The sequence below is a fragment of the Kocuria rosea genome (genome assembly GCF_006094695.1).
Classification (GTDB): Bacteria; Actinomycetota; Actinomycetes; order Actinomycetales; family Micrococcaceae; genus Kocuria; species Kocuria rosea.
The window spans coordinates 2337676-2360434 of record NZ_CP035103.1; the positions used below are offsets into that span (position 1 = coordinate 2337676).

Genomic DNA, 22759 nt, shown 5'->3' on the forward strand with positions numbered 1-22759 from the left:
GCCGCGCAGCATGCCGCCCAGACCGCGGCCGCTCCTGCCCGCGCCCGCCTGTCCGGCGGCGTTCATTCCGCGGGTGCCCCGGCGTCCGCCGGCGGGGCGGCCGGCGGTCCCCCCGGCACGTCCGGTGAAGCTCCTGATGATGCTGTTCAGTCCCACGGTGGACTCTCCTTCGGGTCGGCCTGTCGAGCGACTGTCGTCAGCTCACTGTCGACTCTACGCCCGGTGGCCGTCCCGGACCACGGGGCCGTTCAGCGGACCTCGTGGCCGGCCGCGCGCAGCGCGTCCTTGACCTCGGCGATCGCGTGCACGGGACCGAAGTGGAAGATCGAGGCGGCGAGCACGGCGTCCGCGCCCGCGTCCACCGCCGGCGGGAAGTGCTCGGGGGCGCCCGCGCCGCCGGAGGCGATCAGGGGCACGTGCACCCGGGCGCGCACGGCGCGGATCATCTCCAGGTCGAAGCCCGCCCGGGTGCCGTCCGCGTCCATGGAGTTGAGCAGGATCTCCCCCACGCCGCGGTCCTCGGCCTCCTGCGCCCAGTCCAGGGCGTCGAGACCGGTCAGCGTGCGCCCCCCGTGGGTCGTGACCTCGAAGCCAGAGGGCGTGTTGCCCGTGCGGCGGGCGTCGAGGGAGAGGACGAGCACCTGGCTGCCGAAGTGCCCGGTGATCTCGTCGATCACGCCGGGCCGGGCGACCGCGGCGGTGTTGATGGACGCCTTGTCCGCGCCGCAGCGCAGCAGCCGGTCGACGTCGGCGACCGCGCGGACGCCGCCGCCCACCGTGAGCGGGATGAAGACCTGCTCGGCCGTGCGGGAGACCACGTCGAAGGTCGTGGCCCGGGCGGCCGAGGACGCCGTGACGTCGAGGAACGTCAGCTCGTCCGCACCGGCCTCGTTGTAGCGCTTGGCGAGCTCCACCGGGTCACCGGCGTCGCGCAGGTTCTCGAAGTTCACTCCCTTGACGACTCGACCGGCGTCGACGTCCAGGCAGGGGATGACACGTACGGCAACGCCCACGGGCGGCACCTCCTCGGCTGCGGGGATGGGGCGGGAAGGGGGTCAGATCCGGGCGGCCTGGATCGGGGAGACCAGGATGGCGCGGGCCCCGACGTCGTAGAGGGCGTCCATGACCTTGTTGGTCTCGGACTTGGGGACCATGGCGCGCACGGCCCAGGCGTTGCCGCGGCCGAGCCGGGAGATGGTGGGCCCCTCCATGCCGGGGGTGATCCGGGTGGCGGCCTCGACGTACTCCTCGGCAACGTCGTAGTCCATCAGCACGTACTGCCGGGCCACGAGCACGCCCTGCAGGCGCCGCCGGAGCACGGCCAGGCCCTCGGGCTCCCCGGCCGCACGGCTGCGGATGAGCAGCGCCTCGGAGGTCATGATGGGGTCGCCGAAGACCTGCAGGCCCGCGGCGCGCAGGGTGTTGCCGGTCTCCACGACGTCGGCGATCGCGTCCGCCACGCCCAGCCGGATGGAGGACTCCACGGCGCCGTCGAGGCGGACCACGGAGGCCTCCACGCCCTGCTCGGCGAGGTAGTCGCGCAGCAGGCCGTCGTAGCTCGTGGCGATCCGCCGGCCCGCCAGCTCGGTGATCGAGGAGAACTCGCCCGCCGGGCCCGCGAACCGGAACGTGGAGCGGGCGAAGTCCAGCCCGAGGTCCTCGTCGGCGTGGGCCCCGGAGTCCAGGAGCAGGTCCCGGCCGGTGATCCCGACGTCGAGGATGCCCCCGCCCACGTACACCGCGATGTCCCGGGGGCGCAGGTAGAAGAACTCGACGTTGTTCTCGGGGTCCACGAGCACCAGCTCGCGGGAGTCCCGCCGCTGCCGGTAGCCGGCCTCCTTGAGCATGGTGACGGAGGACTCGGACAGGGCGCCCTTGTTGGGCACTGCGACACGCAGCATGGGGTTCCTTCTCGGCTCAGGGAGTTCGGTGGGGCGGGGACGGACGGTGCGGCGGGGGGCTCAGAGGTGGCGGTAGACGTCCTCGAGCCGCAGACCCTTCGCGACCATCATCACCTGCACGTGGTAGAGCAGCTGCGAGATCTCCTCCGCGGCCTGCTCCGAGGTCTCGTACTCGCAGGCCATCCAGACCTCGGCGGCCTCCTCGACGACCTTCTTGCCGATGCCGTGCACGCCGGTGTCGAGCTCCCGGACCGTGCCGGAGCCCTCCGGTCGGGTCACGGCTTTGTCGCTGATCTCGGCGAAGAGGGTCTCGAAGGTTTTCACGACTACCAGGGTAATGGGTCCGCGACGGCCTCCGGACCGGCGCGGGCCCGCACGCCCCGCGGGACGGGGCTCAGACCCCGAGGGAGCGCAGCAGCAGCGCGGTGCGCACCGCGGCGGCCGTGGCCTCGTAGCCCTTGTCCTCGTGGGAGCCCTCGAGCCCGGCGCGGTCCAGGCCCTGCTGCTCGGTGTCGCACGTGAGCACGCCGAAGCCCACGGGCACGCCGGTGCGCACCGACACGTCCGTGAGGCCCTGCGTGGCCGCCGAGCACACGTAGTCGAAGTGCGGGGTGCCGCCGCGCACGACCACGCCGAGGGCCACCACGGCGTCGAGGCCCGGGGCGAGGCGGGCCGCAGCGACGGGCAGCTCGAAGCTGCCGGGCACGCGCACGACCGGCGCGTCCCGCACGCCGGCGTCGGCGAGCGCACGGCGGGCGCCGTCGACCAGCCCGTCCATGATCTCGGTGTGCCAGCTGGAGGCGACGACGGCGACGCGCAGGCCGCTCGCGTCGTCGGTGCTGAGGTCGATGTCGGGGGCGCCGTGTCCGCTCATGGGGTGTGGTCTCCTGTGCCGTTGGTGGTGCTGTCGGTGGTGCTGTCGGTGGTGCTGTCGGTGGTGCTGTCGGTGGTGCTGTCGTACGTACGGTCGGTCGTGCGGTCGGTGGTGCGGTCGGTCCGGCTGGCGGGCTCCGCCGCGGGGCCGCGGTGGGCGGTGGGGTCGTCGACGTGGCGCAGGCGGTGCCGCATGCGGTCCCGCTTGGTGACGAGGTAGTCGTGGTTCTCCGGGCGGGCCGGCACCTCGTTGGGCACCATGGCGACCACCTCGATCCCCAGGTCGGCCAGGCGCTCGGCCTTGGCGGGGTTGTTGCTCAGCAGCCGGATCCGGGTCAGCCCGAGCCGGTGCAGGATGGCCGCCGCGGCGGTGTAGTCCCGGGCGTCGGCGGGCAGGCCGAGCAGCTCGTTCGCCTCGACCGTGTCCGCCCCGCCGTCCTGGAGCTTGTAGGCGCGCAGCTTGTTCACCAGCCCGATCCCCCGGCCCTCGTGGTTGCGCAGGTAGATGAGGGTGCCGCCGTCGTCGGAGATCCGGCGCAGCGCCAGGTGCAGCTGGGGCCCGCAGTCGCACCGGTAGGAGCCGAAGACGTCCCCCGTGAGGCACTCGGAGTGCAGCCGCACGAGCGGGGGCCGGCCCACGGGCACGCGGTCCGAGGAGGGCGCGGTGAGGCTGAGGTGCTCGGCGACCGCGTCCCCGGGCCCGCCCGGCAGCTGCCAGCCGATGACCTCGAACCGGCCCTCGGGCGTGGGCACCACCACGGGCTCGGAGCTGACCAAGGGGGCGTCCGGCCTCATCGGCGGTCCTCCTGCAGCTGCGCCGCCAGGTCCTCGATGCTCACGAGCGGGATGCCGTGCCGGTCGGCGAAGGCGCGCAGGGCGGGCAGCCGCATCATCTCGCCCTCGTCGTGGACGAGCTCGGCGATCACGCCGACCGGCTCGAGCCCGGCGAGGGAGCACAGCTCGACGGCGGCCTCGGTGTGCCCGCGGCGCACGGCGACCCCGCCCTCGGCGGCCCGGAGGGGCAGCACGTGCCCGGGCCGGGTGATGTCCCCGGGCCCGGCCGCGGGGTCGGCCAGCACCCGGGCGGTGAGCGCGCGGTCGGCGGCGCTGATGCCAGTGCTCACCCCGAGGCGGGCGTCGCACGTGACGGTGTAGGCGGTGCCCTTCGAGTCCTCGTTGACGTCGACCATCGGGGGCAGCCGCATCGCGTCGGCCCGCGCCCCGGTCATGGGCACGCAGACGACCCCGGAGCTGTGCCGGATGGTGAAGCCCATCAGCGCGGGCGTGGCGTGCTCGGCCGCGAAGACGATGTCGCCCTCGTTCTCCCGGTCGGCGTCGTCCACGACGACGACGGGCCGTCCCTGGGCCATGGCCTCGACGGCCGCCCCCACGGGGTCGAGCCGGATCTCCCCGGTCGCCCCGTCGCCCCCGCGGCCGGTCCCCTCGTGGGTGCTGCTGGTCCGCATCATGCTCCTTCTCCTGCCGTGGTCCGGGCCGTCTCCGGCGCCGGGGTGCTGTCGGTCCGGGCGAAGGCCAGCAGGCGCTGGGCGTACTTCGCGAGGACGTCGACCTCGAGGTTGACGGACGCGCCGACGGGGCGGCGTCCGAGGGTGGTCTCGGCGAGGGTGGCCGGGATGAGCCCGACCTCGAACCAGTGCTCCCCGGCACCGGGGGCGCTGACCGCCGTCACCGTGAGGGACACGCCGTCCACGGCGACCGACCCCTTCTCGGCGAGGAACGGGGCGAGCTCGGCGGGCACGGCGACCCGGACCCGCTCCCACTCCCCCAGGTCCTCGCGGACCGTGACCGTGCCCGTGCCGTCGACGTGGCCCTGGACCACGTGCCCGTCCAGCCGCCCGCCGGCGGGCACGCAGCGCTCCAGGTTCACGGTGTCCCCGGCGGCCAGCGCCCCGAGGTTGGTGCGCACGAGCGTCTCGCCGATGACGTCGGCCAGGAACTGCCCGGGGCCGATCTCCTCGGTGCGCGTGGCCGTGAGACAGACCCCGTTGACGGCGAGGGAGCCGCCGTGCGGCAGGTCGGCCACGAGCGGGCCGGCGTCCACGAGGAGGCGGGCGCTCGTGCCGTCGGGGCGGGGGTCGACCGAGCGCACGGTGCCCTGGCCGGCGACGATTCCTGTGAACATGCGGTGCTACCTCTGTCTCTGTCCTGGTCTCTGACTCTGTCTGTCTGTCTGTCTGTCGGTCGGTCTTCGGGGCCGGCGGCCCGCTCAGTCCGGCGGGACGGGCCGCAGGTGGATCCACAGGTCGGGGCCGAGCTGCTGCACGGGCCCGCCGCCGGCGGGGTCGAGCCGCCACCGGGAGGCGTCCGCGAGGGTGCCGATGCCCAGCTCCTCGAAGGCGGGCCGTCCCGCCCCGAGCACGAGGGGCGCCTGGTAGAGGCTGAGCTCGTCGACGAGCCCCGCGCGCAGGAAGCCGGCGGCGACGGTGGCCCCGCCCTCGATCAGCACGTGGCGCACGCCGGCGTCGTAGAGCTCGGCCAGGGCGGAGTGGGGGTCGTGGGTGGCGACGTGCCGGAACCGACCGTCGGTCCCGCGGATCGCGGCGTCCCGGGGCACGGGGCGCAGGCCCATGGCCACGCGCAGGGGCTGCCGCGGGACCACGCCGCCGTCGCCGGTACGGGCGGTGAGCCGGGGGTCGTCGGCCAGGACCGTGCCGCTGCCCACGAGGACCGCGTCGGCGCGGGCGCGCAAATCGTGCCCGTGCTCGCGGGCCGACGACGACGTGATCCACCGGCTGGTCCCGTCCGCGGCGGCGATCCGGGCGTCGAGGCTCTGGGCGACCTTCAGGGTCACGAACGGGCGCTGGGCGCGCACGGTCTCGCCCCAGCGGTCGTTGAGCCGCTCGGCCTCCTCGGCCAGCAGCCCCGAGCGGACCTCGAGGCCCGCGGCGCGCAGGGTGGCGGCTCCGCCGGCGGCGGCGGCGGTGCGGTCGGGGGCGCCGTAGACCACGCGGGGCACACCGGCCTCCACGATCGCCTCGGCGCACGGGCCGGTGCGGCCCCAGTGGTTGCACGGCTCGAGGGTGACGTACATGGTGGTGCCCCGGAGGTCGGTGCCGGCGGACCCGGCGCGCTCCAGGACGTCGACCTCGGCGTGGACGGTGCCCGCCCCGCGGTGGTGGCCGACGTGCAGGATCCGCCCCTCGGCGTCGACGAGGACGGCTCCGACGAGAGGGTTGGCCCCGCGCGGGCCGCGCGCCGCCGCGTGCAGGGCGGTCCGCATGACCGAGCGCTCGGCGTCGTCGCCGGTCCGGTGCTGCGGGTCCATCACGTCGTCCTTTCCCGGGGCGGAACCGGGGCGCAGGACAACGGTGCCGCCGTCGGGACCCACGGGTCCGGACGGCGCCGTGGCGGGTGCCGTCGACGGCACGCCACGAGGGCCGTTGAACGTGTTGCCTTCCATCCAGACTGTGACTGTCGGTACCGGAGTTCCACCGGTTCGGCCGGGCGACCCGTCGGTGCGGGCGCTGGGCGCCCGCAGGGACGTGGTCGTCCGGTTCGCGGACTGTGACCGCCGGTTCGGACTTCCACCGACCCCGGAACACGTTGTTCGTGCCCCGATTATGTCACAGGCCGTGCCCGCGGCGGCCCGCGGCCGGCCGGCTCAGGACTGCGCGGAGCGGGCCGCCCCGCGCAGGGCCGTGATCGCGGCCCCGGGGTCCTCCGCGCCGTAGACGGCGGAGCCCGCCACGAACGTGTCCGCCCCGGCCTCCGCGGCCCGCACGATGGTCTCCTCCGTGATCCCGCCGTCCACCTGCAGCGCCACCCGTCCCCCGCCGGCCCGGATCGCCTCGGCGGCCCGGCGGATCTTCGGCAGCGTGACGTCGAGGAAGGCCTGGCCGCCGAAGCCGGGCTCCACCGTCATGACCAGGAGCATGTCCAGCTCGGGCAGCAGGTCGAGGTACGGCTCCACGGGGGTCGCGGGACGCAGGGCCATCCCGGCGCGGGCGCCGTGGGCGCGCAGCTCGCGGGCCAGCTTCAGCGGGGCGCGCGCGGCCTCGGCGTGGAAGGTGACCGACTCGCAGCCGAGCTCGGCGTAGCCCGCGGCCCAGCGGTCCGCGTCCTCGATCATCAGGTGCACGTCCAGCGGGAGGGGGCTGACGGCGAGGATCCGTTCCACGAGGGGCATGCCCAGCGTCAGGTTCGGGACGAAGTGGTTGTCCATGACGTCCACGTGCACGGCGTCGGCGGCGGCGATCCGGCCCAGCTCGGTCTCGAGGTTGACGAAGTCGGCGGAGAGGATCGAGGGGTGGATGCAGGTGCGGGGCACGGGGACTCCTGGTGGTCGGGCGGTCGGGGGCTCAGCGCTTGCGCAGCAGGGCCAGGAACATGGCATCCGTGCCGTGGACGTGCGGCCACAGCTGGACGGTCGCGGGGCCGGACTCCCCCGCCCACGGGCGGGACGGGTCGCGGTCCCCGTCGAGGCTGCCGGGCAGGGCCGCGGCCCGGACCGGCGCCAGGGCGTCGACCAGCTCGGCGTCCTCGCGGCGGGCCAGCACGTCCTGGACCACGGCGAGGGTCTCGGCCGCGTGCGGGGAGCAGGTCGCGTAGGCGACCAGGCCGCCGGGGCGGGCGACGTCCAGGGCGGCGTGCAGCAGCTCCCGCTGCAGCGGCCCGAGCTCCGCCAGGTCGCGAGGGGTGCGCCGCCAGCGCGACTCCGGGCGGCGGCGCAGCGCCCCGAGGCCGGTGCACGGGGCGTCGACGAGGACCCGGTCGAAGCCGGCCTCCTCGACGGGGCGGCCTCCGAGCAGCTCGTCGGCGGCGCGCCCGTCCCCCGTGCGCACCGTCCAGGCGCGCTCCGGGACCGGCCGCAGGGCCCGGCGCACGAGCTCGGCCCGGTGCGGGGCCACCTCGTTGGCCGTCAGGTGCGCCCCCTGCCGGTCGGCGAGCGCCGCCAGCAGGGCCGCCTTCCCGCCCGGGCCGGCGCACATGTCCAGCCAGCGCCCGCCCCCGGCGCCGCCGTCGGCGTCCTGGCCGGCGGCGAGCAGGGCGCGGGCGACGAGCTGGGACCCGGCGTCCTGGACGCGGACCCCGCCCTCCCGGACGGAGGCGAGCCGGTGCAGGTCGCCGCCGCTGCTCAGCGCCGAGCCCGGGACGAGCGTCCCCTGCTCCGCGCCGGCGGCGAGGGCCTCGTCGAGGTCGCCGAGACCGGGCAGGGCCACGAGGTTGACCACGGGGGCGGCGTTGTCCGCCTCGAGCAGCGCCTCGAGCTCGGCGGCGTCCCGCCCGTGGGCGGTGAGCGCCTGGCGCAGGGCCCGGACCACCCACGCCGGGTGGGCGTGGGCCAGGCCCAGGCGGGCGGTCTCGTCGACGGCCTCGGCGGTCAGCTCCGCGATCCACGCGGGCAGGTCCCGGGCCGCGACCTTGCGCAGCACCGCGTTGACGAGCCCGCCGGGGCCCGCGCCGATGACGGCCCGGACGAGGCCCACCGTCTGGTCGAGGGCCGCGTGGTCGGGCACCCGCATCGCGAGCAGCTGGTGGGTGCCCAGGCGCAGGGCGTCCAGCACCGCCCCGTCGAGCTCGCCCAGGGGCCGGTCGACGCACCGGGCCAGCACGGCGTCCCAGGTGCCCTGCCAGCGCAGCGCCCCGTAGGCCAGCTCCGTGGCGAAGCCCGCGTCCCGCCGGTCCAGGCGGTGGGCCCGGACCAGCTTGGGGAGCACGAGGTTGCCGTAGGCGCCCTCCTCGGACACCGCGCGCAGGGTCTCGAACGCCGCCAGCCGGGCCGGATCGGCCCGCCGCGTGCGCCCCGCGGGCGCCGACGAGGAGAAGGCGCGGTCGGACTGCGCCCGCCGGTTGCGCTCGTGGCCCCTCGCGCTGCGCCGCGGGCCTCCCGGTCGCCGGTCGCGGTCGCCCCGCCGGTCTCCGCCCTGCCTGTCCTCGTGCCCGCTCACTGGAACACCACTTCCTCTTCCGTGCTGCGGCCCCGCGCCCAGGCGGTGGCCTCCATGGTCTTCTTCCCCGCCGGCTGCACCCGGGTGAGCTGGACGGCGTACGAGCCCGTGCCCACGAGCACGGCGTCCCCGCGCAGGACGCACCGGCCCGGGGCGAGATCCCGGACGTCGGGCCGGGGCAGCACGAGGTCGAGCTTGAGCCGGCGCTCGTCGAGCCGGGTCCACGCCCCGGGCTCGGGGGTCGCCCCACGCACCCGGTGGGCCACGGCCACGGCGGGGTCCGACCAGCGGACCCGCCCGTCCTCGGCGGTGAGCTTCGGGGCGTGGGTCACGTCGCCCTGCTGCGGGGCCGGGCGGGCGGAGCCGTCGACCACGGCGCGCAGGGAGTCCGCCAGCAGCGGCGCCGCGGTGCGGGACAGGCGCTCCAGGACCGTCCCGGCCGTGTCGTCGGGACGGACCTCGTCGGTCATCGTGCCGAGGACGGGCCCGGTGTCCAGGCCGGCCTCCAGCAGGAAGGTGCTGGCCCCGACCACCGTGTCCCCGGCCATCAGGGCCCGCTGGACGGGGGCGGCGCCGCGCCACTGCGGCAGCAGGGAGAAGTGCAGGTTGATCCAGCCGTGCGGCACGGCGTCCAGGGCCGCCTGCGGGACCAGGGCCCCGTAGGCGACGACGGCGGCAACGTCCGCGCCCAGGTCCCGGATCCGCTCGGCCAGCTCGGCGTCCACCCGGTTGGCCTTGAGCACGGGCAGGCCCCGCCGCCCGGCCTCCTCGGCCACGGGCGAGGGGGTGAGCACCTTCTTGCGCCCCACGGGGGCGTCGGTGCGTGTGAGGACGGCCACGATCTCGACGTCGGGCCGCTCGGCCAGGTGGACCAGGGGCGGCACGGCGACGGACGGCGTGCCGGCGTAGAGGATCTTCACGGCTCTCCTGACGGGTGGGGACGGGGGGGGTGGGATTCAGGCCGGGCCGGCGCCGAAGGAGCCGGCGCCGAAGGAGGTGCCCACGTGCGCGGCGCGCTGCCCGGCCACGCCGCGCACCACGCCGTCGTAGCCGGCGGCGCGGATGGCCCGCATCGCGTCCCGCTTCTCGGCGCCGGTCAGCCGGTCGACGTAGAGCCGCCCGTCCAGGTGGTCGGTCTCGTGCTGCAGGCAGCGCGCCAGCAGGCCGGTGCCCTCGACGGTCACGGGGGCGCCGTGCTGGTCGAGGCCGGTGACCCGGGCCCAGTTCCGGCGCGGGGTGTCGTAGGCCAGGCCCGGGACGGAGAGACAGCCCTCGCCGCCCTCCTGGGGCTCCTCGCCCACCTCCAGGACCGGGTTGACCACGTGTCCCGCGCCGCCCTCGACCGCCCAGGTGAACAGCCGCACGCTGACGCCCACCTGGGGCGCGGCGAGGCCGACGCCGCCGACGTCCAGCATCGTCTCGTGCATGTCGGCGACGAGCCGGCGCAGGGCGTCGTCGAAGGCCGTGACCTCCTCCGCGCGCGTGCGCAGGACGGGATCACCGATGGTGCGGATGGGCAGGACGGACATGGCGGGACCTCGCTCTCGACCCGGCAAGTCTACGGGCCGCCCATCCCCCCGCGGGCACGCGGGGCGCTCCCGGCCTACGCCTGCTCGCGCAGCGGCGGGGGCGGCACGGGGCGCAGGGCGGGGCCGGCCGCGGCGAGGGCCGTCTCCTGGGTCCACAGCCGGTGCAGGGCGCAGAACTTGTACCAGTGCTGCTCGAGCACCGCCGGGACGGCCTGCACGGGCACGACCTCCGTCTCGCCGACCGCCACGCCCAGCAGCAGGTCCGCGCCGCCGTACGCCCACGGCTCCCAGGTGCCGGCGTCCGCGTCCACGAGGGACTCCTCCGCCTTGAGCCCGGCCACGAGCTGGGTCACGACCTTGGGGTCCAGGGACTTCACGCGCCCGTCCCGGTCCGTGCCCTTCGTCTTGTAGTCGATCAGGCACACCTTGCCCGCGATCCGGGCCACGAGGTCGAGGGTCCCCGCGTAGCCCACGGTGGAGTTCCACACCGTGACCTCCACCGCCAGCGGCTCCGGGGCGTAGAGGTCCCACCACTCGTCGAAGCGCGAGGCGAAGCGCTCCTCGCCGTGCTCGGCCAGCGCGGCCCGCGCCTCCGCGGCCCGGTGGGGCCGGCCGAGGGCCCGCAGGGCGATCTGCTCGGCGTAGGTGTGCACGCGGTCCCCGCGCGCGGCGGCCTCGTCGCGGTGCCGCTCGGCGGCCTTGGCCGCGTCGCGCACCACGGCGCGCAGCTGGGCCGGCGAGCCCAGGGCCGCGCGCAGCCGGTCGTCCCGCACGGCGGCCTGCGCGGCGGAGTAGCCGTACCACCCGTCCAGGTCCGTGGCGGCCCGGGAGAGGACCGTGGTGATGGAGGGGACGGTCGCCTGGTCCGCCACGGACCTCGCGTACATCCGCCCGTACTCGGTCTGTTCCGCCAGCCTGGGCTGTGTCACGCTGCTCGTCGCCTCTCCCTCGCCTCGCCCCGGGGCCCGGGGCGGTCCCGGTGCTCCGGGTCCTGCCCCGCAGGCTACCGACCGCCTCGGACACGGGGCCCGGCGGGCGGTGCCGTGTCCGGGCACGACGAAGGCCCCGGCTCGTGGAGCCGGGGCCTTCCAGGTGGTGCGCGATACTGGGATCGAACCAGTGACCTCTTCCGTGTCAGGGAAGCGCGCTACCGCTGCGCCAATCGCGCTCGACCGGCGGTTCCCGAGGGAGACCGTCAAGCGTGGTGGGTGTGCACCGAGGTGGAGACGGGATTCGAACCCGCGTAGACGGCTTTGCAGGCCGCTGCCTAACCACTCGGCCACCCCACCGGGACCTGGTCCTTGCGGACAGGGCCGTCGGTCACGACATCGTTCATGCCGATCACTGCGAGCGGACGACGGGAGTCGAACCCGCGACATCCACCATGGCAAGGTGGTGCTCTACCAGCTGAGCTACGTCCGCATGTCTTGCTTCGGTCGATCTCTCGATCTTCCGATCAGGAACTCTAGCACAACCGTTCCGGCGGTGTTCGCGCCGGTCCGGGGCGTGCAAATTTCGACGGGATCGCTGTTCCGGGCGGCCTCGCAGCCGCTCCGTTCGCCGGAACCCGTCGGTGTTCCTGACAGGTGGAGACTTTACGGGACCTTTTTCCGAAACGCCAAATCCCCCGGGGAGCCGCGGCGCGGTGGGTGCCGGCGGCCCGTGCCCGCCCCCGAATTGGCCCGCGGCCGGGATGTGGGTTATGGTTTTCGAGCAGTGAGCGCGATTGGCGCAGTGGTAGCGCGCTTCGTTCACACCGAAGAGGTCACTGGTTCGAACCCAGTATCGCGCACGAGCAGTGCACAGAGGGCCCCGGCTGGAATTCCAGCCGGGGCCCTCTGTCGTCGTCGGTGCGCCCTGACGACGCGCGGGCCCGTCCCTCCGGGCGCCGCGGCGCCCGGAGGGGGTGCGGGCGCTCAGACCGCGGAGACGTCCCCGAGGATGCCCTCGCGGGCCAGCGCCGTGAGGCGGGAGACGGCGCGGAAGTACTTCTTCTGGTAGCCGCCGGCCATCATCTCGGCCGTGAAGACCTCGTCGAAGGGCCGGCCGGAGGCGATGATCGGCAGGTTCTTGTCGTAGAGCCGGTCCGCCAGCACCACGAAGCGCAGGGCGACGGCCTGCTGCTCGATGGTGTGCACGTCGCGCCAGACCACGGCGTCGATCCCCTCGAGGAGCTTGCGGTACCGGGAGGGGTGCACGCTCGCGAGGTGCTCCACGAGGTCGGCGAACCGGTCGGCGGCCACGACGCGGCCCGGGAAGTGCTCCTCCACGGCCCGGTCGAGCTCGCCGTCGGACAGCGGCGCCGGGGCCTGCGGCAGGCCCCGGTGGCGGAAGTCCTCGCCGTCGATGCGCAGCACCTCGAACTGGTCGGCCAGCACCTGGATCTCCCGCTGGAAGTCCTGCGCGGCGAAGCGGCCCTCGCCGAGCGATCCGGGCAGGGTGTTGGACGTCGCCGCGATCCGCACGCCGGAGTCGGCGAGCTCGCGCATCAGCCGGGACATGAGGACCGTGTCCCCGGGGTCGTCGAGCTCGAACTCGTCGATGCACACGAGGCTGTAGGCGCTCAGGGCGTCGACGGCCTTGCGGAAGGTCAGGGCCCCCACGAGGTTGGTGTACTCCACGAAGGTGCCGAACGCCTTGGGACCGGGGACCGCGTGCCACAGGGACGCGAGCAGGTGGGTCTTGCCCACCCCGAAGCCGCCGTCGAGGTAGATCCCCGTCCGGACCTCGTCCTTGCGGGGGCCCCCGCCGAAGAGCTTCGTGAAGAACCCGCCGCCGGAGCCGGTCGAGCGGTTGACGGACTCCGCGAACTTCCGCAGTTCCCGCACCGCCTCCGCCTGGGACGGCTGCTGCGGGTCGGGGCGGTAGGTGTCGAACGAGACCTCCCCGAAGCGCTCCGAGGGCCGGAACGCCGACAGCAGTTCGTCGGCCGACACCTGGGGGCGCCGCTCGGTGAGGTGTTCGATCTGGATGCTCACTTGGGAGACCTCTCTGTCCGCCGCGCCCGGCGGTTCGCTGGTTCGGCGCGCCGAGCGGCGCACGCGCGTGCTCCGGCGATTTTACCGGCTCCCCGTCGCCCGGGACGCGCCCGCCGCGTCATCAGGGCGGCGGCACCGCCGCGACGGGGTCGCGGCAGGGCCGGGCCGGGGCCCCGGCGGCTCCCCGGCGGGGGCGGTCCGCCGCCGGGACCACTACCCTGGAGGGGAAGCCGGTCCGCGAGGACCCGTTCCCCTGATCCCCACCCCGGAAGGAGTCCCCATGGGCGTTGCCGTGGAGAACAACGAAGAATTCGCGCAGTACGCGCACCCCGAACGACTCGTGTCCACCCAGTGGGTCGCCGAGCACCGGGACGACCCCGGGGTCGTCGTGGTCGAGTCGGACGAGGACGTCCTGCTCTACGAGACCGGCCACGTGCCCGGCGCCGTGAAGATCGACTGGCACACCGACCTGAACCGTCCCGACACCCGGGACTACGTCGACGCCGCGGAGTTCGCCGAGCTCATGGCGCGCAAGGGCATCTCCCGCGACACCACGATCGTGGTCTACGGGGACAAGTCCAACTGGTGGGCCGCCTACGCGCTGTGGGTGTTCGAGCTGTTCGGCCACCCGGACGTGCGGCTCATGAACGGCGGGCGGGACAAGTGGGTCGCCGAGGGCCGTGAGCTGTCCACGGAGAAGGTCGTGCCCGAGCGCGCCGACTACCCCGTGGTCGAGCGCGACGACGCCCCGATCCGCGCCTTCCAAGAGGACGTGCTGGCCCACCTGGGCGAGCAGCCGCTGATCGACGTCCGGTCCCTGCCGGAGTACACGGGCGAGCGCACGCACATGCCCGAGTACCCCCAGGAGGGCACGCTGCGCGGCGGGCACATCCCGACCGCGGCGTCCGTGCCGTGGGCGCGGGCCGCCGCCGAGGACGCCACGTTCCGCTCGCGCGAGGAGCTCGAGGCGATCTACCGCGACGAGGTCGGACTCTCCCCCGACGACGACATCATCGCGTACTGCCGCATCGGCGAGCGCTCCAGCCACACGTGGTTCGTGCTCAAGCACCTGCTGGGCTACGACAGGGTACGCAACTACGACGGCTCCTGGACCGAGTGGGGCAACTCCGTGCGCGTGCCGATCGTCCGCGGCGAGGAGCCCGGCGAGGTCCCGGGGTCGGCCCGATGAGCGGGGCCCTGCCCGCCCAGCTCGAGGAGCTCGTCGCGGACTTCACGGCCGTGCCGCAGGAGGACAAGCTCGAGCTGCTGCTCGACTTCTCCCGCTCCCTGCCGGCGCTGCCGGACCGCCTGGGCGAGCACCCGGAGGAGCTCGAGCAGGTGGTCGAGTGCCAGTCGCCGCTGTTCCTGACCGTCGAGTGGGAGGAGGGCGCCGTCCCCGGCCCCGGCGCCCCGGTGCGGCTGTTCTTCTCCGCCCCGGCGGAGGCCCCGACCACCCGCGGCTTCGCCTCGATCCTGCACGAGGGCCTCGACGGGCTCCCGGCCCAGCAGGTCCTGGACGTCCCCGACGACCTGCCGGAGCGCTTCGGGCTCACCCAGCTGGTCTCGCCCCTGCGGATGCGCGGGATGTCCGCGATGCTGGCCCGGATCAAGCGGCGCGTCCGCGAGCTCCAGGACGCCTGAGGCCCCGGGGCACCGGCATGGCGAAGGCGTCCCGCGGTGCGGGCCCCACCGCAGCCGTCGCGCTCCTGGCGCGGGAGCGCGTGGCCTTCACCGTGCACGAGTACGCCCACGACCCTGCGGCCGCGTCCTACGGGCTGGAGGCCGCCGCCGCGCTGGGGCGCGACCCGGACCAGGTGTTCAAGACGCTGCTGGTCGTGCACGAGCGGGACTGGGCGGTCGCGGTGCTGCCCGTCTCCGCGCGGCTGTCCCTGCGCGCGGCCGCGGCCGCCCTGGGCTGGAAGCGGGCCGCCCTGGCCGAGCCCCGGCTCGCGGAGCGGCGCACCGGCTACGTGGTGGGCGGGATCTCGCCCCTCGGGCAGAAGACACCCTCCCCCACCCTGCTCGACGACTCCGCGGAGGCATGGCCCACGGTCCTCGTCTCCGGCGGGCGGCGCGGGCTCGACGTCGAGCTGCCCCCGGCCGAGCTGCTGCGGCTCACGGGCGGGCGCACCGCCGCGCTGCGCTCCTGACCCGCGCCGCGGTCCGGACCGGACCTCAGCTCCGCTGCGCGCGCACGGGCCCGAGGGTCCTGGCGTCCTGGGCCAGCCGGGCGGGCAGCCAGCGCCGCACGGCGTCCTCCCAGCGCTGCGGGTCCACGTTCCACTCCTTGGTGTGCCGGGCGCGGGCGAAGGGCACGAACTCCACGAGCCGGTTGAGCTCCGCGAGCCGGCGGGAGCTGGCGGCCGGGACGAACTCGTCGTCCACGGAGTGCAGCACCAGGGTGGGCGTGCGCAGGTGCTCGGACCGGGAGAGCCAGTCGAGGGCCTGGAGGTCCACCGGAGCGGCGAGACCGGTCAGCATCCGCCCCGCCGGGTGGGAGATCAGGTTCGTGGCCAGCCGGCCGATCCCCGAGGGGATCCGGCGGGAGCGGGAGTGGTGGGCGATCAGCTCGAACCAGTCGACCACCGGGCCGGTGAGCACGAGGGCCGCGATGTCGTCCCGGTAGAAGGACAGGTCAGCCGTCTGCAGCGAGATCGCCCCGCCCATGGACCAGCCGAAGAGCACGATCTGGGTGGCGCCGCGGGATTTCGCGTAGCTGATCGCCGTCTGCACGTCCTTCCACTCCGTGAAGCCCAGCCCGTACCGGAAGTCGTGCGTGGGCGGCGCCTCCCGGTCGTTGCGGTAGGAGATCAGCAGGGAGGTCAGCCCGAGCTCCCGCGCCACCGGCACGGCACGGACCGTCTCCATCCGGTTGGCGCCGCGCCCGTGCACCATGATCGCCCACGGACCCGGGAGCACCCGGGGCCGCTCACCCTCCGGGGTCGGCCCGCCCTCCGCGGGGACCACCCAGCAGGGCGCCGGCCCGACCTCGATCGGAATCTCCACCTCCTCGAACGGCAGGCCCGCCGCCCCGGGGTCCGGGTAGACCGTCCCGGACCAGAAGCCGCGGGTCGCCCGGGAGAGGTCCCCCGAGTAGACCTCCTCGACCACCCGGGTCACGGTGCCCTCCCGGGGGGAGTAGGAGCGGATGGCGCCGATCCGGGCGTGACCGCGGCCCGCGTCGAAGCGCAGGCTGTAGGTCCCCGCCACGGTGGTGTCCACCGTGGCGGGGAGCCGCACGAGAGTCGTCGCGGACGGGTCGCCGTCCTCGCCGGTACGGGTGACGCCGAGGATCTGCAGGTCCTCGGAGCGGTACTTCGGCGGGACCACCACCTGCCGCGCGAAGTAGGCGGCCGCCGCGCTCGAGAGCCCGAAGGACAGGGACGCCGCCCCCACCGTGACGGCCGCGCCCACCACGGCGCCGCGCGCCCACTGCGTCGCGGACTGGGGCTCGGGGGCGGCGGGGACCGGCAGGGGGCGACGGGGCATGCCCCCCAGTCTTCCACGCAGCCCGGGCATAACCGGGAGGGACGCGTCGTTGTGCTGGCCGGGCGGTCCGCGCCCCGCAGGCCCCGCGCCGCCCCGTGCGGACCGCCGGGCGGGCCCCGTGCGGGGACCGCCGCCCGGAGCACCGACCACATCCCGGAGGATCACACCATGAGCGAGACCACCAGGCACGGCGAACGCCCCGACGCCACCGGACGGACCGAGGAGGACTGGCGCTCCATCCTGTCCCCGGAGGAGTACCACGTGCTGCGCGAGGCGGGCACGGAGCGGCCCTTCACCGGCGAGTACTGGGAGACGAAGGCCGAGGGCGTCTACGAGTGCCGCGCGTGCGGGGCGGAGCTCTTCCGCTCCGACACCAAGTTCGACGCGCACTGCGGCTGGCCCTCCTTCTACGCGCCGCTGGCCGAGGACCGGGTCCGCTACATCAAGGACACCGCCCTGGGCATGGAGCGGGTGGAGGTCCGGTGCGCCGCCTGCGACTCGCACATGGGCCACGTCTTCGGCGGCGAGGGCTTCCCGACCCCCACGGATCTCCGGTACTGCATCAACTCCGTCTCCGTCCGCCTCGTGCCCGCCGGCTCCTGAGCGGTCCCGCCCGGACGGGACCGGGGTGACCGGGACCACGCCGATCGCGCGCTCGCGGCGTGGCACGAGGGGCCGGGACGCCCCGACGGCCTACCCTTCCAGTGTGAGCGCGGTGAACGGCCTGACCGAGGTGTACCAGGACTTCCAGGACGCCCTCGAGCAGCTGCGCCGCACCGGCCACCGGGAGGGCGTCGAGCTCACGGCGATCCCGGCCCCGACGCACCTCGCGCCGTTCGCGGCCGCGGTGCGCGCCGAGGTGCGGCGACCGCCCGCACCGTCCCGCGCCCCGGCCCTCACGGCCGGCCCGGCAGCGGCGCAGGACGCCGGCGCGGCCGCCGTCCCGGACCGGGCGCCCGGCGCCCCGGAGGACGAGCTCGCCACGGGACGCTTCGTGCTCCTGCACGACCCGTCCGAGCCGACGGCGTGGGGCGGACCGTTCCGCATCGTCACCTGGGCCCGCGCGGCCGCGAGCCGCGAGATCGGCTGCGACGACACGGCGGGCGCGAACGCGTGGACCTGGCTCCTCGAGGCCCTGGAACGCCACCGGGCCGGATATTCTCGGGAGGGCGGCACCGCGTCCCGGGTCCTCGCCGAGGGCTTCGGTCTGCTCGGCGACCAGGAGGAGGGGGCCGACGTCGAGCTGCGGGCCTCCTGGACGCCCGACGGTTCCGACGTGGCACCGCACCTGGCGGCCTGGGCCGACACGGTCTGCACCTTCGCGGGCCTGCCGCCGTACCCCCGGGGCGTGACCGTGCTGCACCCGCGCCGCTGACCACCGAACCGACCGCGCCCCGCCGGGGCCGACACAGAATCGAAGACGCTCCTTGACCAGCCCAGCCGACCGCCGATCCGCGCCCGACGAGCCCTCGACCCCCGTGGTCGCCGGCTTCGAGGACTTCGAGATCCCCGACAGCGTCCACCTCGCGGCGCCGTTCGACGGGATCCCTCCCATCATCGACACCGTGGCAGGACTGGAGCGGGCCGCCGCCGCCGTCGCCGCGGGCTCCGGCCCGGCGGCGATCGACACCGAGCGGGCGTCGGGCTTCCGCTACGGGCAGCGCGCCTTCCTCGTGCAGCTGCGGCGCGAGGGCGTGGGCACCGTGCTGATCGACCCGGAGGCCACCGGTTCGCTGGCCGTGCTGGGCGAGGCGCTCTCCGGCGTCGAGTGGGTGCTGCACGCTGCCACCCAGGACCTGCCCTCCCTGCGCGCCCTCGGCATGGAGCCGGACCGGCTCTTCGACACCGAGCTGGGCGGGCGCATCGCCGGGCTCCGGCGCGTGGGCCTGGCCGCGGAGACGGAGGAGCTGCTGGGCTACACGCTGGCCAAGGAGCACTCCGCCGTGGACTGGTCGAAGCGGCCCCTGCCGAGGGACTGGCTGAACTACGCCGCGCTCGACGTGGAGATGCTCATCCAGCTCCGCTGGGCCATGGAGGAGCTGCTGCGGGAGAAGGGCAAGCTGGACTGGGCGCTCCAGGAGTTCGAGGCCGTGCGCACCGCCGAGCCCGCTCCCCCGCGCCAGGACCCGTGGCGCCGGACGTCGGGGATCAACAAGGTGAAGGGCCGGCGCCAGCTCACCGCGCTGCGCGGGCTGTGGGAGGAGCGGGAGCGGCTCGCCCAGCACAAGGACGTCGCCCCCGGCCGGCTGCTGCCCGACGCCGCCCTGGTCGCCGCCGCGGCCGCCATGCCGCGCACCGTGCCGCAGCTCCTCGACACCCCCGGCTTCCACGGCCGGCTCGCGGCGCGGGAGGCGCCCCGGTGGCTGCGGGCGATCGCCGAGGCCCGCACGGCCACGGAGCTCGTCCCCTTCACCGTGAAGTCCGACGCCCTGCCGCCCGTGAAGGCGTGGGAGGTCAAGCGCCCCGAGGCCGCAGCACGGCTGCGGGTCCTGAAGCCGCTCGTGGCCGAGCTCGCCGAGGCGCACGAGCTGCCGACCGAGAACCTGCTCACCCCCGAGCACCTGCGGCGCTTCTGCTGGCAGCCGCCGAAGAGCACCACCGACCAGGCGGTGGCGGACCGCCTGCGGGACCTCGGGGCGCGCCGGTGGCAGGTCGAGCTGACGGCCCCGGTCCTCGGCCCGGCCTGGCGGGAGCTGCGGGCCCGCAAGCGCGCGGCGCGCCAGGTGGAGCGCGACCAGCCGCCGGCCGGGGACGAGGACGAGCCCGCAGCGTGAGCCGCTCCCTCCGGGGACGGAGGAAGGGCCCCGGCCGACGGCCGGGGCCCTTCCTCCTGTGCGGGCCGGGCTCCGCTCGCCCCGCGGCCCGCGCCCTGCGGCAGCGGTGCTGCGGGCGGGCGCCGGCGGGTCAGTGCTGCGTGTCGCCGGGGGCCGGGTGCGGCTCGGCCGGGTCCAGGGGGCTCTCCGGGGTCACCGGCTTCGCGTCCTGCAGGTCGGCGTAACCGGTGGTCGAGGTCCCGGCGGTCGAAGCCCCCGTGGCGGCGGCACCGCTGGAGGATCCCGTGCCGGCCGAGGACCCGGAGACCTTCTCCTTGACGGACGAGGAGGCGTCGGCGGCCTTGGTGCCCACGGTGTCCGCCGCCTTCTTGGCGCTGTCGGCCAGCTTCCCGCCGACCACGGGCACCTCGGACTTCACCCAGTCGGTGCCCTCGGAGACCTTCTCCTGGACCTTGGGGTCGTGCCACGTCTTCACGGCGTTCTGCTTGAGGGCCTCGTAGCTCTTGCGGCCCGAGGCCGAGCCGACCACGAAGCCGACCCCGAATCCGGTGACGAAGATGAGTCGCTTGATCATGGTGCTGTCCTTCCGTCCGTCCCGGCGCGGCGGCCGGGCCCGAGGACGAGCCGGTCGTGCACGGACCGTCCCGCTGACTGATGTCTTCATCATCCTACTGATGAACCGGCGCGGCGGACACCGGCCCCGTGCGGCTCCGCTCACAGCGATCACCGCACGGGGCGCCCTCGGGCAGGCAGCACCCGGGGGTGGGGCCCGGCGCCTAGACTGACGGCGGACCCGCACCCCGCCGTCGAGAGGACCCCGATGCCCGAGCGCCCGACCACCCCGTCCGCCCCGTCCCGGCGCACGGTCCTCGGCCTGGCCGGGGCCGGCTCGACCGCGGCGCTCACCGCGTGCGCCGCCGACGCCCCGCCGTCGACGGGCGGCGGCCCCGCCCCCGCAGCGTCCGGCCCCGTGGACGCGGGCGCCCTCGAGGACCTGCCGGTGGGCTCAGCGGTGAAGTTCGACCGGGACGACGTACAGGCCGTCGTGAGCCGCCCGGACCCGGACACGGTCGTCGCGTTCTCTCCCGTGTGCCCGCACCAGGGGTGCATGGTGGCCCCGCAGGAGGAGCTCTACGTCTGCCCGTGCCACTCCTCGCAGTTCGACCTCACGACCGGCGAGGTCCTGGCCGGACCCGCCGAGTCCGGGCTGGAGCCGTACCCCGCGAGCGTGGCGGACGGGCGGATCCTGCTCGGCTGAGCGGGGCTCAGCCCCGGTGCGACCGCGGCAGCGACGCCCCGCGGGCGTCCTCGGCCGTGTCGGGCACGGCACCCTGGCCCGCGGCCGCGCCCTGCACCGGGCGCGCGTAGGGCACCCGGGTGCCGAGCACGGAGGCCAGCGTGTCCTGGGCGACGCGCTGGGCGGTCAGGCCGACCCGCGCGAGGACCTGGGAGCGGGAGCCGTGCAGGAGGAACTCCGTGGGCAGCCCCACCTCGTTGAGGGCGGTGTCGACGCCCGCCGCCCGCATCTCCTGGCGGATCCGGGAGCCGATCCCGCCGGCGCGCACGCCGTCCTCGACGACCACCACGATCCGGTGCTGGGCGGCGAGCTCGATGACCGAGGCCGGCACGGGCAGCACCCAGCGGGGGTCGACCACGGTGGAGGTGACGCCGTGGGCCTCGAGCCGGTCGGCCACGTCCAGCGCCAGAGCGCTCATGGCGCCGACGGACACGAGCAGGACGTCCCGGCGGGCGCCCTCGGTCCCGCTCTCGCCGCCGCGGCGCGCGAGCACGTCCACCCCGTCCGCCAGCCGCTCGACGGCCGGGACGGGGGCGCCCACGGCGCCCTTGGGGTACCGGATGACGGTGGGGGCGTCGTCGACGGCCACCGCCTCGCGCAGCTCCTCGGTCAGGGTGGGCTCGTCGCGCGGTGCGGCCAGGTGCAGCCCGGGCACGATCTGGAGCAGCGCGAGGTCCCACATGCCGTGGTGGCTGGGGCCGTCCGGGCCTGTGACCCCGGCCCGGTCGAGGACGACCGTGACGCCGGCCCGGTGCAGCGCCACGTCCATGAGGAGCTGGTCGAAGCCGCGGTTGAGGAACGTCGCGTAGAGGGCCACCACGGGGTGGAGGCCGCCGTAGGCCATGCCGGCGGCCATGGCGATGGCGTGCTGCTCGGCGATGCCCACGTCCACGACCCGGTCGGGGTGGGCGGCCTGCATCTTCTGCAGCCCCACGGGGATGAGCATGGCGCCGGTGATGCCGACGACGTCCTCGCGCTCGTCGGCGATCCGGGCGATCTCGTCGCGGAACACGGCCGTCCAGCTGCGCTCGGAGCTCGTGGCCGTGGAGCGGCCGGTGACGGGGTCGATGACGCCCACGGCGTGGAACTGGTCGTCCACGTTCGCGGTGGCGGGCCCGTAGCCGTGGCCCTTCTCGGTGATCGCGTGCACGATGACCGGTCCGCCGTAGTTCTTGGCGTTGCCCAGGGCCTGCTCGACGGCCTCGAGGTCGTGCCCGTCGACGGGGCCGACGTACTTCATGCCGAGGTCCTCGAAGATGCCCTGGGGCACCACGACGTCCTTGATGCCCTGCTTCATCCCGTGCAGACCGCGGTAGAACATCTCCCCGACGGGGCCGGAGTGCTTCAGCAGGTCCTTCACGGTCTCGAGGGTCTGCTCGTAGCGGCGGTCGGTGCGCACGGCGTCCACGCCCTGCTGCACGCTGGCCTGGAGCTCCGCGAGGTGGTTGGCGAAGCCGCCGACGGTCGGGGCGTAGGAGCGGCCGTTGTCGTTGACCACGATGACGACCTTGCGGTCGCGGTCGGAGGCGATGTTGTTGACGGCCTCCCAGGCCATCCCGCCGGTGAGCGCCCCGTCCCCCACCAGCACCACCGTGTGCCGGTCGTGCTGACCGGTCATCGCGTAGCCGCGCGAGATGCCGTCGGCCCAGGACAGGGAGGAGGACGCGTGGGAGGACTCGACGATGTCGTGCTCCGACTCGCGCCGGTCCGGGTAGCCGGCGAGACCGCCCTCCTGGCGCAGGGTCTCGAAGTTCTTGCGGCCGGTGAGCAGCTTGTGCACGTAGGACTGGTGCCCGGTGTCGAAGACGACGGAGTCCTTGGGCGAGTCGAAGACCCGGTGCACCGCGAGGGTCAGCTCGACGACGCCCAGGTTGGGTCCCAGGTGGCCGCCCGTCGCGGAGACGTGGGTGACGAGGAACTCGCGGATCTCCTCGGCCAGCCGGCCCAGCTCCGCGCGGCTCAGTCCCGCGAGGTCCTCGGGCCCGGACACCCGCTCCAGCACGCTCATG

At 75.0% G+C, this 22759-nt stretch carries 24 protein-coding genes, 4 tRNA genes and 1 riboswitch; of the genes, 8 read left to right on the forward strand and 20 right to left on the reverse strand.

The features are described 5' to 3' along the window. Positions 1-248 precede the first annotated feature (248 nt). From hisF to EQG70_RS10895, 16 genes are all read right to left on the reverse strand, one after another. Positions 249-1013 carry an imidazole glycerol phosphate synthase subunit HisF gene (gene hisF, locus EQG70_RS10820; RefSeq protein ID WP_095651009.1) on the reverse strand — a complete coding sequence of 255 codons (765 nt, stop codon included), beginning with the start codon at positions 1011-1013 and terminating at the stop codon, positions 249-251. A gap of 42 nt (positions 1014-1055) precedes the next feature. After that, positions 1056-1901, reverse strand: a complete 846-nt coding sequence (gene hisG, locus EQG70_RS10825) for an ATP phosphoribosyltransferase (RefSeq protein WP_095651010.1) — start codon at positions 1899-1901, stop codon at positions 1056-1058. A gap of 60 nt (positions 1902-1961) precedes the next feature. Continuing rightward, complete coding sequence (locus EQG70_RS10830; protein ID WP_017833948.1) at positions 1962-2225, reverse strand: phosphoribosyl-ATP diphosphatase; 264 nt, start codon at positions 2223-2225, stop codon at positions 1962-1964. A gap of 70 nt (positions 2226-2295) precedes the next feature. Next, the gene (gene ribH, locus EQG70_RS10835; protein ID WP_109222602.1) at positions 2296-2775 is read right to left on the reverse strand and encodes a 6,7-dimethyl-8-ribityllumazine synthase; all 480 of its coding nucleotides are present in this window, start codon (positions 2773-2775) and stop codon (positions 2296-2298) included. Next, on the reverse strand, positions 2772-3569 hold the full coding sequence (locus EQG70_RS10840; RefSeq protein WP_109268778.1) for a GTP cyclohydrolase II: 798 nt from the start codon (positions 3567-3569) through the stop codon (positions 2772-2774). Before EQG70_RS10840 ends, ribH begins: the two co-directional genes overlap by 4 nt. Beyond that, a complete protein-coding gene (ribB, locus tag EQG70_RS10845; protein ID WP_126347014.1) occupies positions 3566-4240 on the reverse strand; it encodes a 3,4-dihydroxy-2-butanone-4-phosphate synthase in 675 nt (224 codons plus the stop codon). The genes EQG70_RS10840 and ribB overlap by 4 nt, the downstream gene beginning before the upstream one ends. Further along, the gene (locus EQG70_RS10850; protein WP_095651012.1) at positions 4240-4917 is read right to left on the reverse strand and encodes a riboflavin synthase; all 678 of its coding nucleotides are present in this window, start codon (positions 4915-4917) and stop codon (positions 4240-4242) included. Before EQG70_RS10850 ends, ribB begins: the two co-directional genes overlap by 1 nt. A gap of 84 nt (positions 4918-5001) precedes the next feature. Beyond that, complete coding sequence (gene ribD, locus EQG70_RS10855; RefSeq protein WP_109268777.1) at positions 5002-6060, reverse strand: bifunctional diaminohydroxyphosphoribosylaminopyrimidine deaminase/5-amino-6-(5-phosphoribosylamino)uracil reductase RibD; 1059 nt, start codon at positions 6058-6060, stop codon at positions 5002-5004. A 117-nt stretch (positions 6061-6177) separates the two neighbouring features. Continuing rightward, positions 6178-6341: riboswitch (FMN riboswitch) on the reverse strand. 55 nt (positions 6342-6396) lie between these two features. Beyond that, positions 6397-7062, reverse strand: coding sequence for a ribulose-phosphate 3-epimerase (rpe, locus tag EQG70_RS10860; RefSeq protein ID WP_017833942.1), 666 nt, complete (start codon positions 7060-7062; stop codon positions 6397-6399). Between the two features lie 31 nt (positions 7063-7093). Next, positions 7094-8683 (reverse strand): RsmB/NOP family class I SAM-dependent RNA methyltransferase, encoded by a 1590-nt coding sequence (locus EQG70_RS10865; protein ID WP_109268776.1) that lies wholly within the window; start codon positions 8681-8683, stop codon positions 7094-7096. Beyond that, the gene (gene fmt, locus EQG70_RS10870) at positions 8680-9603 is read right to left on the reverse strand and encodes a methionyl-tRNA formyltransferase (protein WP_035924016.1); all 924 of its coding nucleotides are present in this window, start codon (positions 9601-9603) and stop codon (positions 8680-8682) included. Before fmt ends, EQG70_RS10865 begins: the two co-directional genes overlap by 4 nt. A gap of 36 nt (positions 9604-9639) precedes the next feature. Then, on the reverse strand, positions 9640-10212 hold the full coding sequence (def, locus tag EQG70_RS10875) for a peptide deformylase (protein WP_035924017.1): 573 nt from the start codon (positions 10210-10212) through the stop codon (positions 9640-9642). 74 nt (positions 10213-10286) lie between these two features. Next, positions 10287-11141, reverse strand: a complete 855-nt coding sequence (locus tag EQG70_RS10880; protein ID WP_035924018.1) for a hypothetical protein — start codon at positions 11139-11141, stop codon at positions 10287-10289. A gap of 164 nt (positions 11142-11305) precedes the next feature. Then, a tRNA-Val gene (locus EQG70_RS10885) sits at positions 11306-11380 on the reverse strand. Positions 11381-11430: 50 nt separating this feature from the next. Then, positions 11431-11501, reverse strand: a tRNA-Cys gene (locus EQG70_RS10890). Between the two features lie 60 nt (positions 11502-11561). Beyond that, positions 11562-11634, reverse strand: a tRNA-Gly gene (locus EQG70_RS10895). 298 nt (positions 11635-11932) lie between these two features. Here EQG70_RS10895 and EQG70_RS10900 point away from each other — a divergent pair. Further along, positions 11933-12004, forward strand: a tRNA-Val gene (locus EQG70_RS10900). A 124-nt stretch (positions 12005-12128) separates the two neighbouring features. Here EQG70_RS10900 and zapE read toward each other — a convergent pair. Continuing rightward, positions 12129-13190, reverse strand: a complete 1062-nt coding sequence (gene zapE, locus EQG70_RS10905) for a cell division protein ZapE (protein ID WP_017834193.1) — start codon at positions 13188-13190, stop codon at positions 12129-12131. A gap of 280 nt (positions 13191-13470) precedes the next feature. Between zapE and EQG70_RS10910 the strand changes: the two genes are divergently transcribed. The 3 genes from EQG70_RS10910 to ybaK are packed head-to-tail and all read left to right on the forward strand — an operon-like array spanning position 13471 to position 15340. After that, on the forward strand, positions 13471-14379 hold the full coding sequence (locus EQG70_RS10910) for a sulfurtransferase (protein WP_017834192.1): 909 nt from the start codon (positions 13471-13473) through the stop codon (positions 14377-14379). Continuing rightward, positions 14376-14831 (forward strand): SufE family protein, encoded by a 456-nt coding sequence (locus EQG70_RS10915; protein ID WP_035924019.1) that lies wholly within the window; start codon positions 14376-14378, stop codon positions 14829-14831. Before EQG70_RS10910 ends, EQG70_RS10915 begins: the two co-directional genes overlap by 4 nt. A gap of 17 nt (positions 14832-14848) precedes the next feature. Next, complete coding sequence (gene ybaK, locus EQG70_RS10920; RefSeq protein WP_035924020.1) at positions 14849-15340, forward strand: Cys-tRNA(Pro) deacylase; 492 nt, start codon at positions 14849-14851, stop codon at positions 15338-15340. Positions 15341-15365: 25 nt separating this feature from the next. On the opposite strand, the gene EQG70_RS10925 is transcribed toward ybaK, so the two are convergent. Next, positions 15366-16679 carry an alpha/beta hydrolase family protein gene (locus tag EQG70_RS10925; RefSeq protein ID WP_035924021.1) on the reverse strand — a complete coding sequence of 438 codons (1314 nt, stop codon included), beginning with the start codon at positions 16677-16679 and terminating at the stop codon, positions 15366-15368. Between the two features lie 168 nt (positions 16680-16847). Between EQG70_RS10925 and msrB the strand changes: the two genes are divergently transcribed. The 3 genes from msrB (at position 16848) to EQG70_RS10940 (ending at position 19453) form a co-directional block, all read left to right on the forward strand. Beyond that, positions 16848-17282 (forward strand): peptide-methionine (R)-S-oxide reductase MsrB, encoded by a 435-nt coding sequence (gene msrB / locus EQG70_RS10930; protein ID WP_109268775.1) that lies wholly within the window; start codon positions 16848-16850, stop codon positions 17280-17282. A 103-nt stretch (positions 17283-17385) separates the two neighbouring features. Next, the gene (locus tag EQG70_RS10935; RefSeq protein ID WP_017834187.1) at positions 17386-18054 is read left to right on the forward strand and encodes a DUF3000 family protein; all 669 of its coding nucleotides are present in this window, start codon (positions 17386-17388) and stop codon (positions 18052-18054) included. 52 nt (positions 18055-18106) lie between these two features. After that, a complete protein-coding gene (locus tag EQG70_RS10940; RefSeq protein WP_373419177.1) occupies positions 18107-19453 on the forward strand; it encodes an HRDC domain-containing protein in 1347 nt (448 codons plus the stop codon). A gap of 130 nt (positions 19454-19583) precedes the next feature. Here EQG70_RS10940 and EQG70_RS18545 read toward each other — a convergent pair whose 3' ends face one another. Further along, entirely contained in the window at positions 19584-20027 is a 444-nt protein-coding gene (locus EQG70_RS18545; protein WP_017834185.1) for a hypothetical protein, read from the reverse strand. A gap of 246 nt (positions 20028-20273) precedes the next feature. Between EQG70_RS18545 and EQG70_RS10950 the strand changes: the two genes are divergently transcribed. Then, positions 20274-20711, forward strand: coding sequence for a Rieske (2Fe-2S) protein (locus EQG70_RS10950; protein ID WP_017834184.1), 438 nt, complete (start codon positions 20274-20276; stop codon positions 20709-20711). A 7-nt stretch (positions 20712-20718) separates the two neighbouring features. On the opposite strand, the gene dxs is transcribed toward EQG70_RS10950, so the two are convergent. Further along, the gene (dxs, locus tag EQG70_RS10955) at positions 20719-22758 is read right to left on the reverse strand and encodes a 1-deoxy-D-xylulose-5-phosphate synthase (protein ID WP_017834183.1); all 2040 of its coding nucleotides are present in this window, start codon (positions 22756-22758) and stop codon (positions 20719-20721) included. Position 22759 lies beyond the last annotated feature (1 nt).

Bases quoted from the DNA above. Each gene is read 5' to 3' on its own strand.
- EQG70_RS10910 (WP_017834192.1), top strand. From the start codon at position 13,471: ATGGGCGTTGCCGTGGAGAACAACGAAGAATTCGCGCAGTACGCGCAC.
- EQG70_RS10840 (WP_109268778.1), bottom strand. From the start codon at position 3,569: ATGAGGCCGGACGCCCCCTTGGTCAGCTCCGAGCCCGTGGTGGTGCCC.
- dxs (WP_017834183.1), bottom strand. From the start codon at position 22,758: ATGAGCGTGCTGGAGCGGGTGTCCGGGCCCGAGGACCTCGCGGGACTG.
- EQG70_RS10925 (WP_035924021.1), bottom strand. From the start codon at position 16,679: ATGCCCCGTCGCCCCCTGCCGGTCCCCGCCGCCCCCGAGCCCCAGTCC.
- EQG70_RS10850 (WP_095651012.1), bottom strand. From the start codon at position 4,917: ATGTTCACAGGAATCGTCGCCGGCCAGGGCACCGTGCGCTCGGTCGAC.
- EQG70_RS10950 (WP_017834184.1), top strand. From the start codon at position 20,274: ATGCCCGAGCGCCCGACCACCCCGTCCGCCCCGTCCCGGCGCACGGTC.
- EQG70_RS18545 (WP_017834185.1), bottom strand. From the start codon at position 20,027: ATGATCAAGCGACTCATCTTCGTCACCGGATTCGGGGTCGGCTTCGTG.
- ribD (WP_109268777.1), bottom strand. From the start codon at position 6,060: ATGGACCCGCAGCACCGGACCGGCGACGACGCCGAGCGCTCGGTCATG.
- def (WP_035924017.1), bottom strand. From the start codon at position 10,212: ATGTCCGTCCTGCCCATCCGCACCATCGGTGATCCCGTCCTGCGCACG.
- hisG (WP_095651010.1), bottom strand. From the start codon at position 1,901: ATGCTGCGTGTCGCAGTGCCCAACAAGGGCGCCCTGTCCGAGTCCTCC.
- EQG70_RS10915 (WP_035924019.1), top strand. From the start codon at position 14,376: ATGAGCGGGGCCCTGCCCGCCCAGCTCGAGGAGCTCGTCGCGGACTTC.
- msrB (WP_109268775.1), top strand. From the start codon at position 16,848: ATGAGCGAGACCACCAGGCACGGCGAACGCCCCGACGCCACCGGACGG.
- ribB (WP_126347014.1), bottom strand. From the start codon at position 4,240: ATGCGGACCAGCAGCACCCACGAGGGGACCGGCCGCGGGGGCGACGGG.
- ybaK (WP_035924020.1), top strand. From the start codon at position 14,849: ATGGCGAAGGCGTCCCGCGGTGCGGGCCCCACCGCAGCCGTCGCGCTC.
- ribH (WP_109222602.1), bottom strand. From the start codon at position 2,775: ATGAGCGGACACGGCGCCCCCGACATCGACCTCAGCACCGACGACGCG.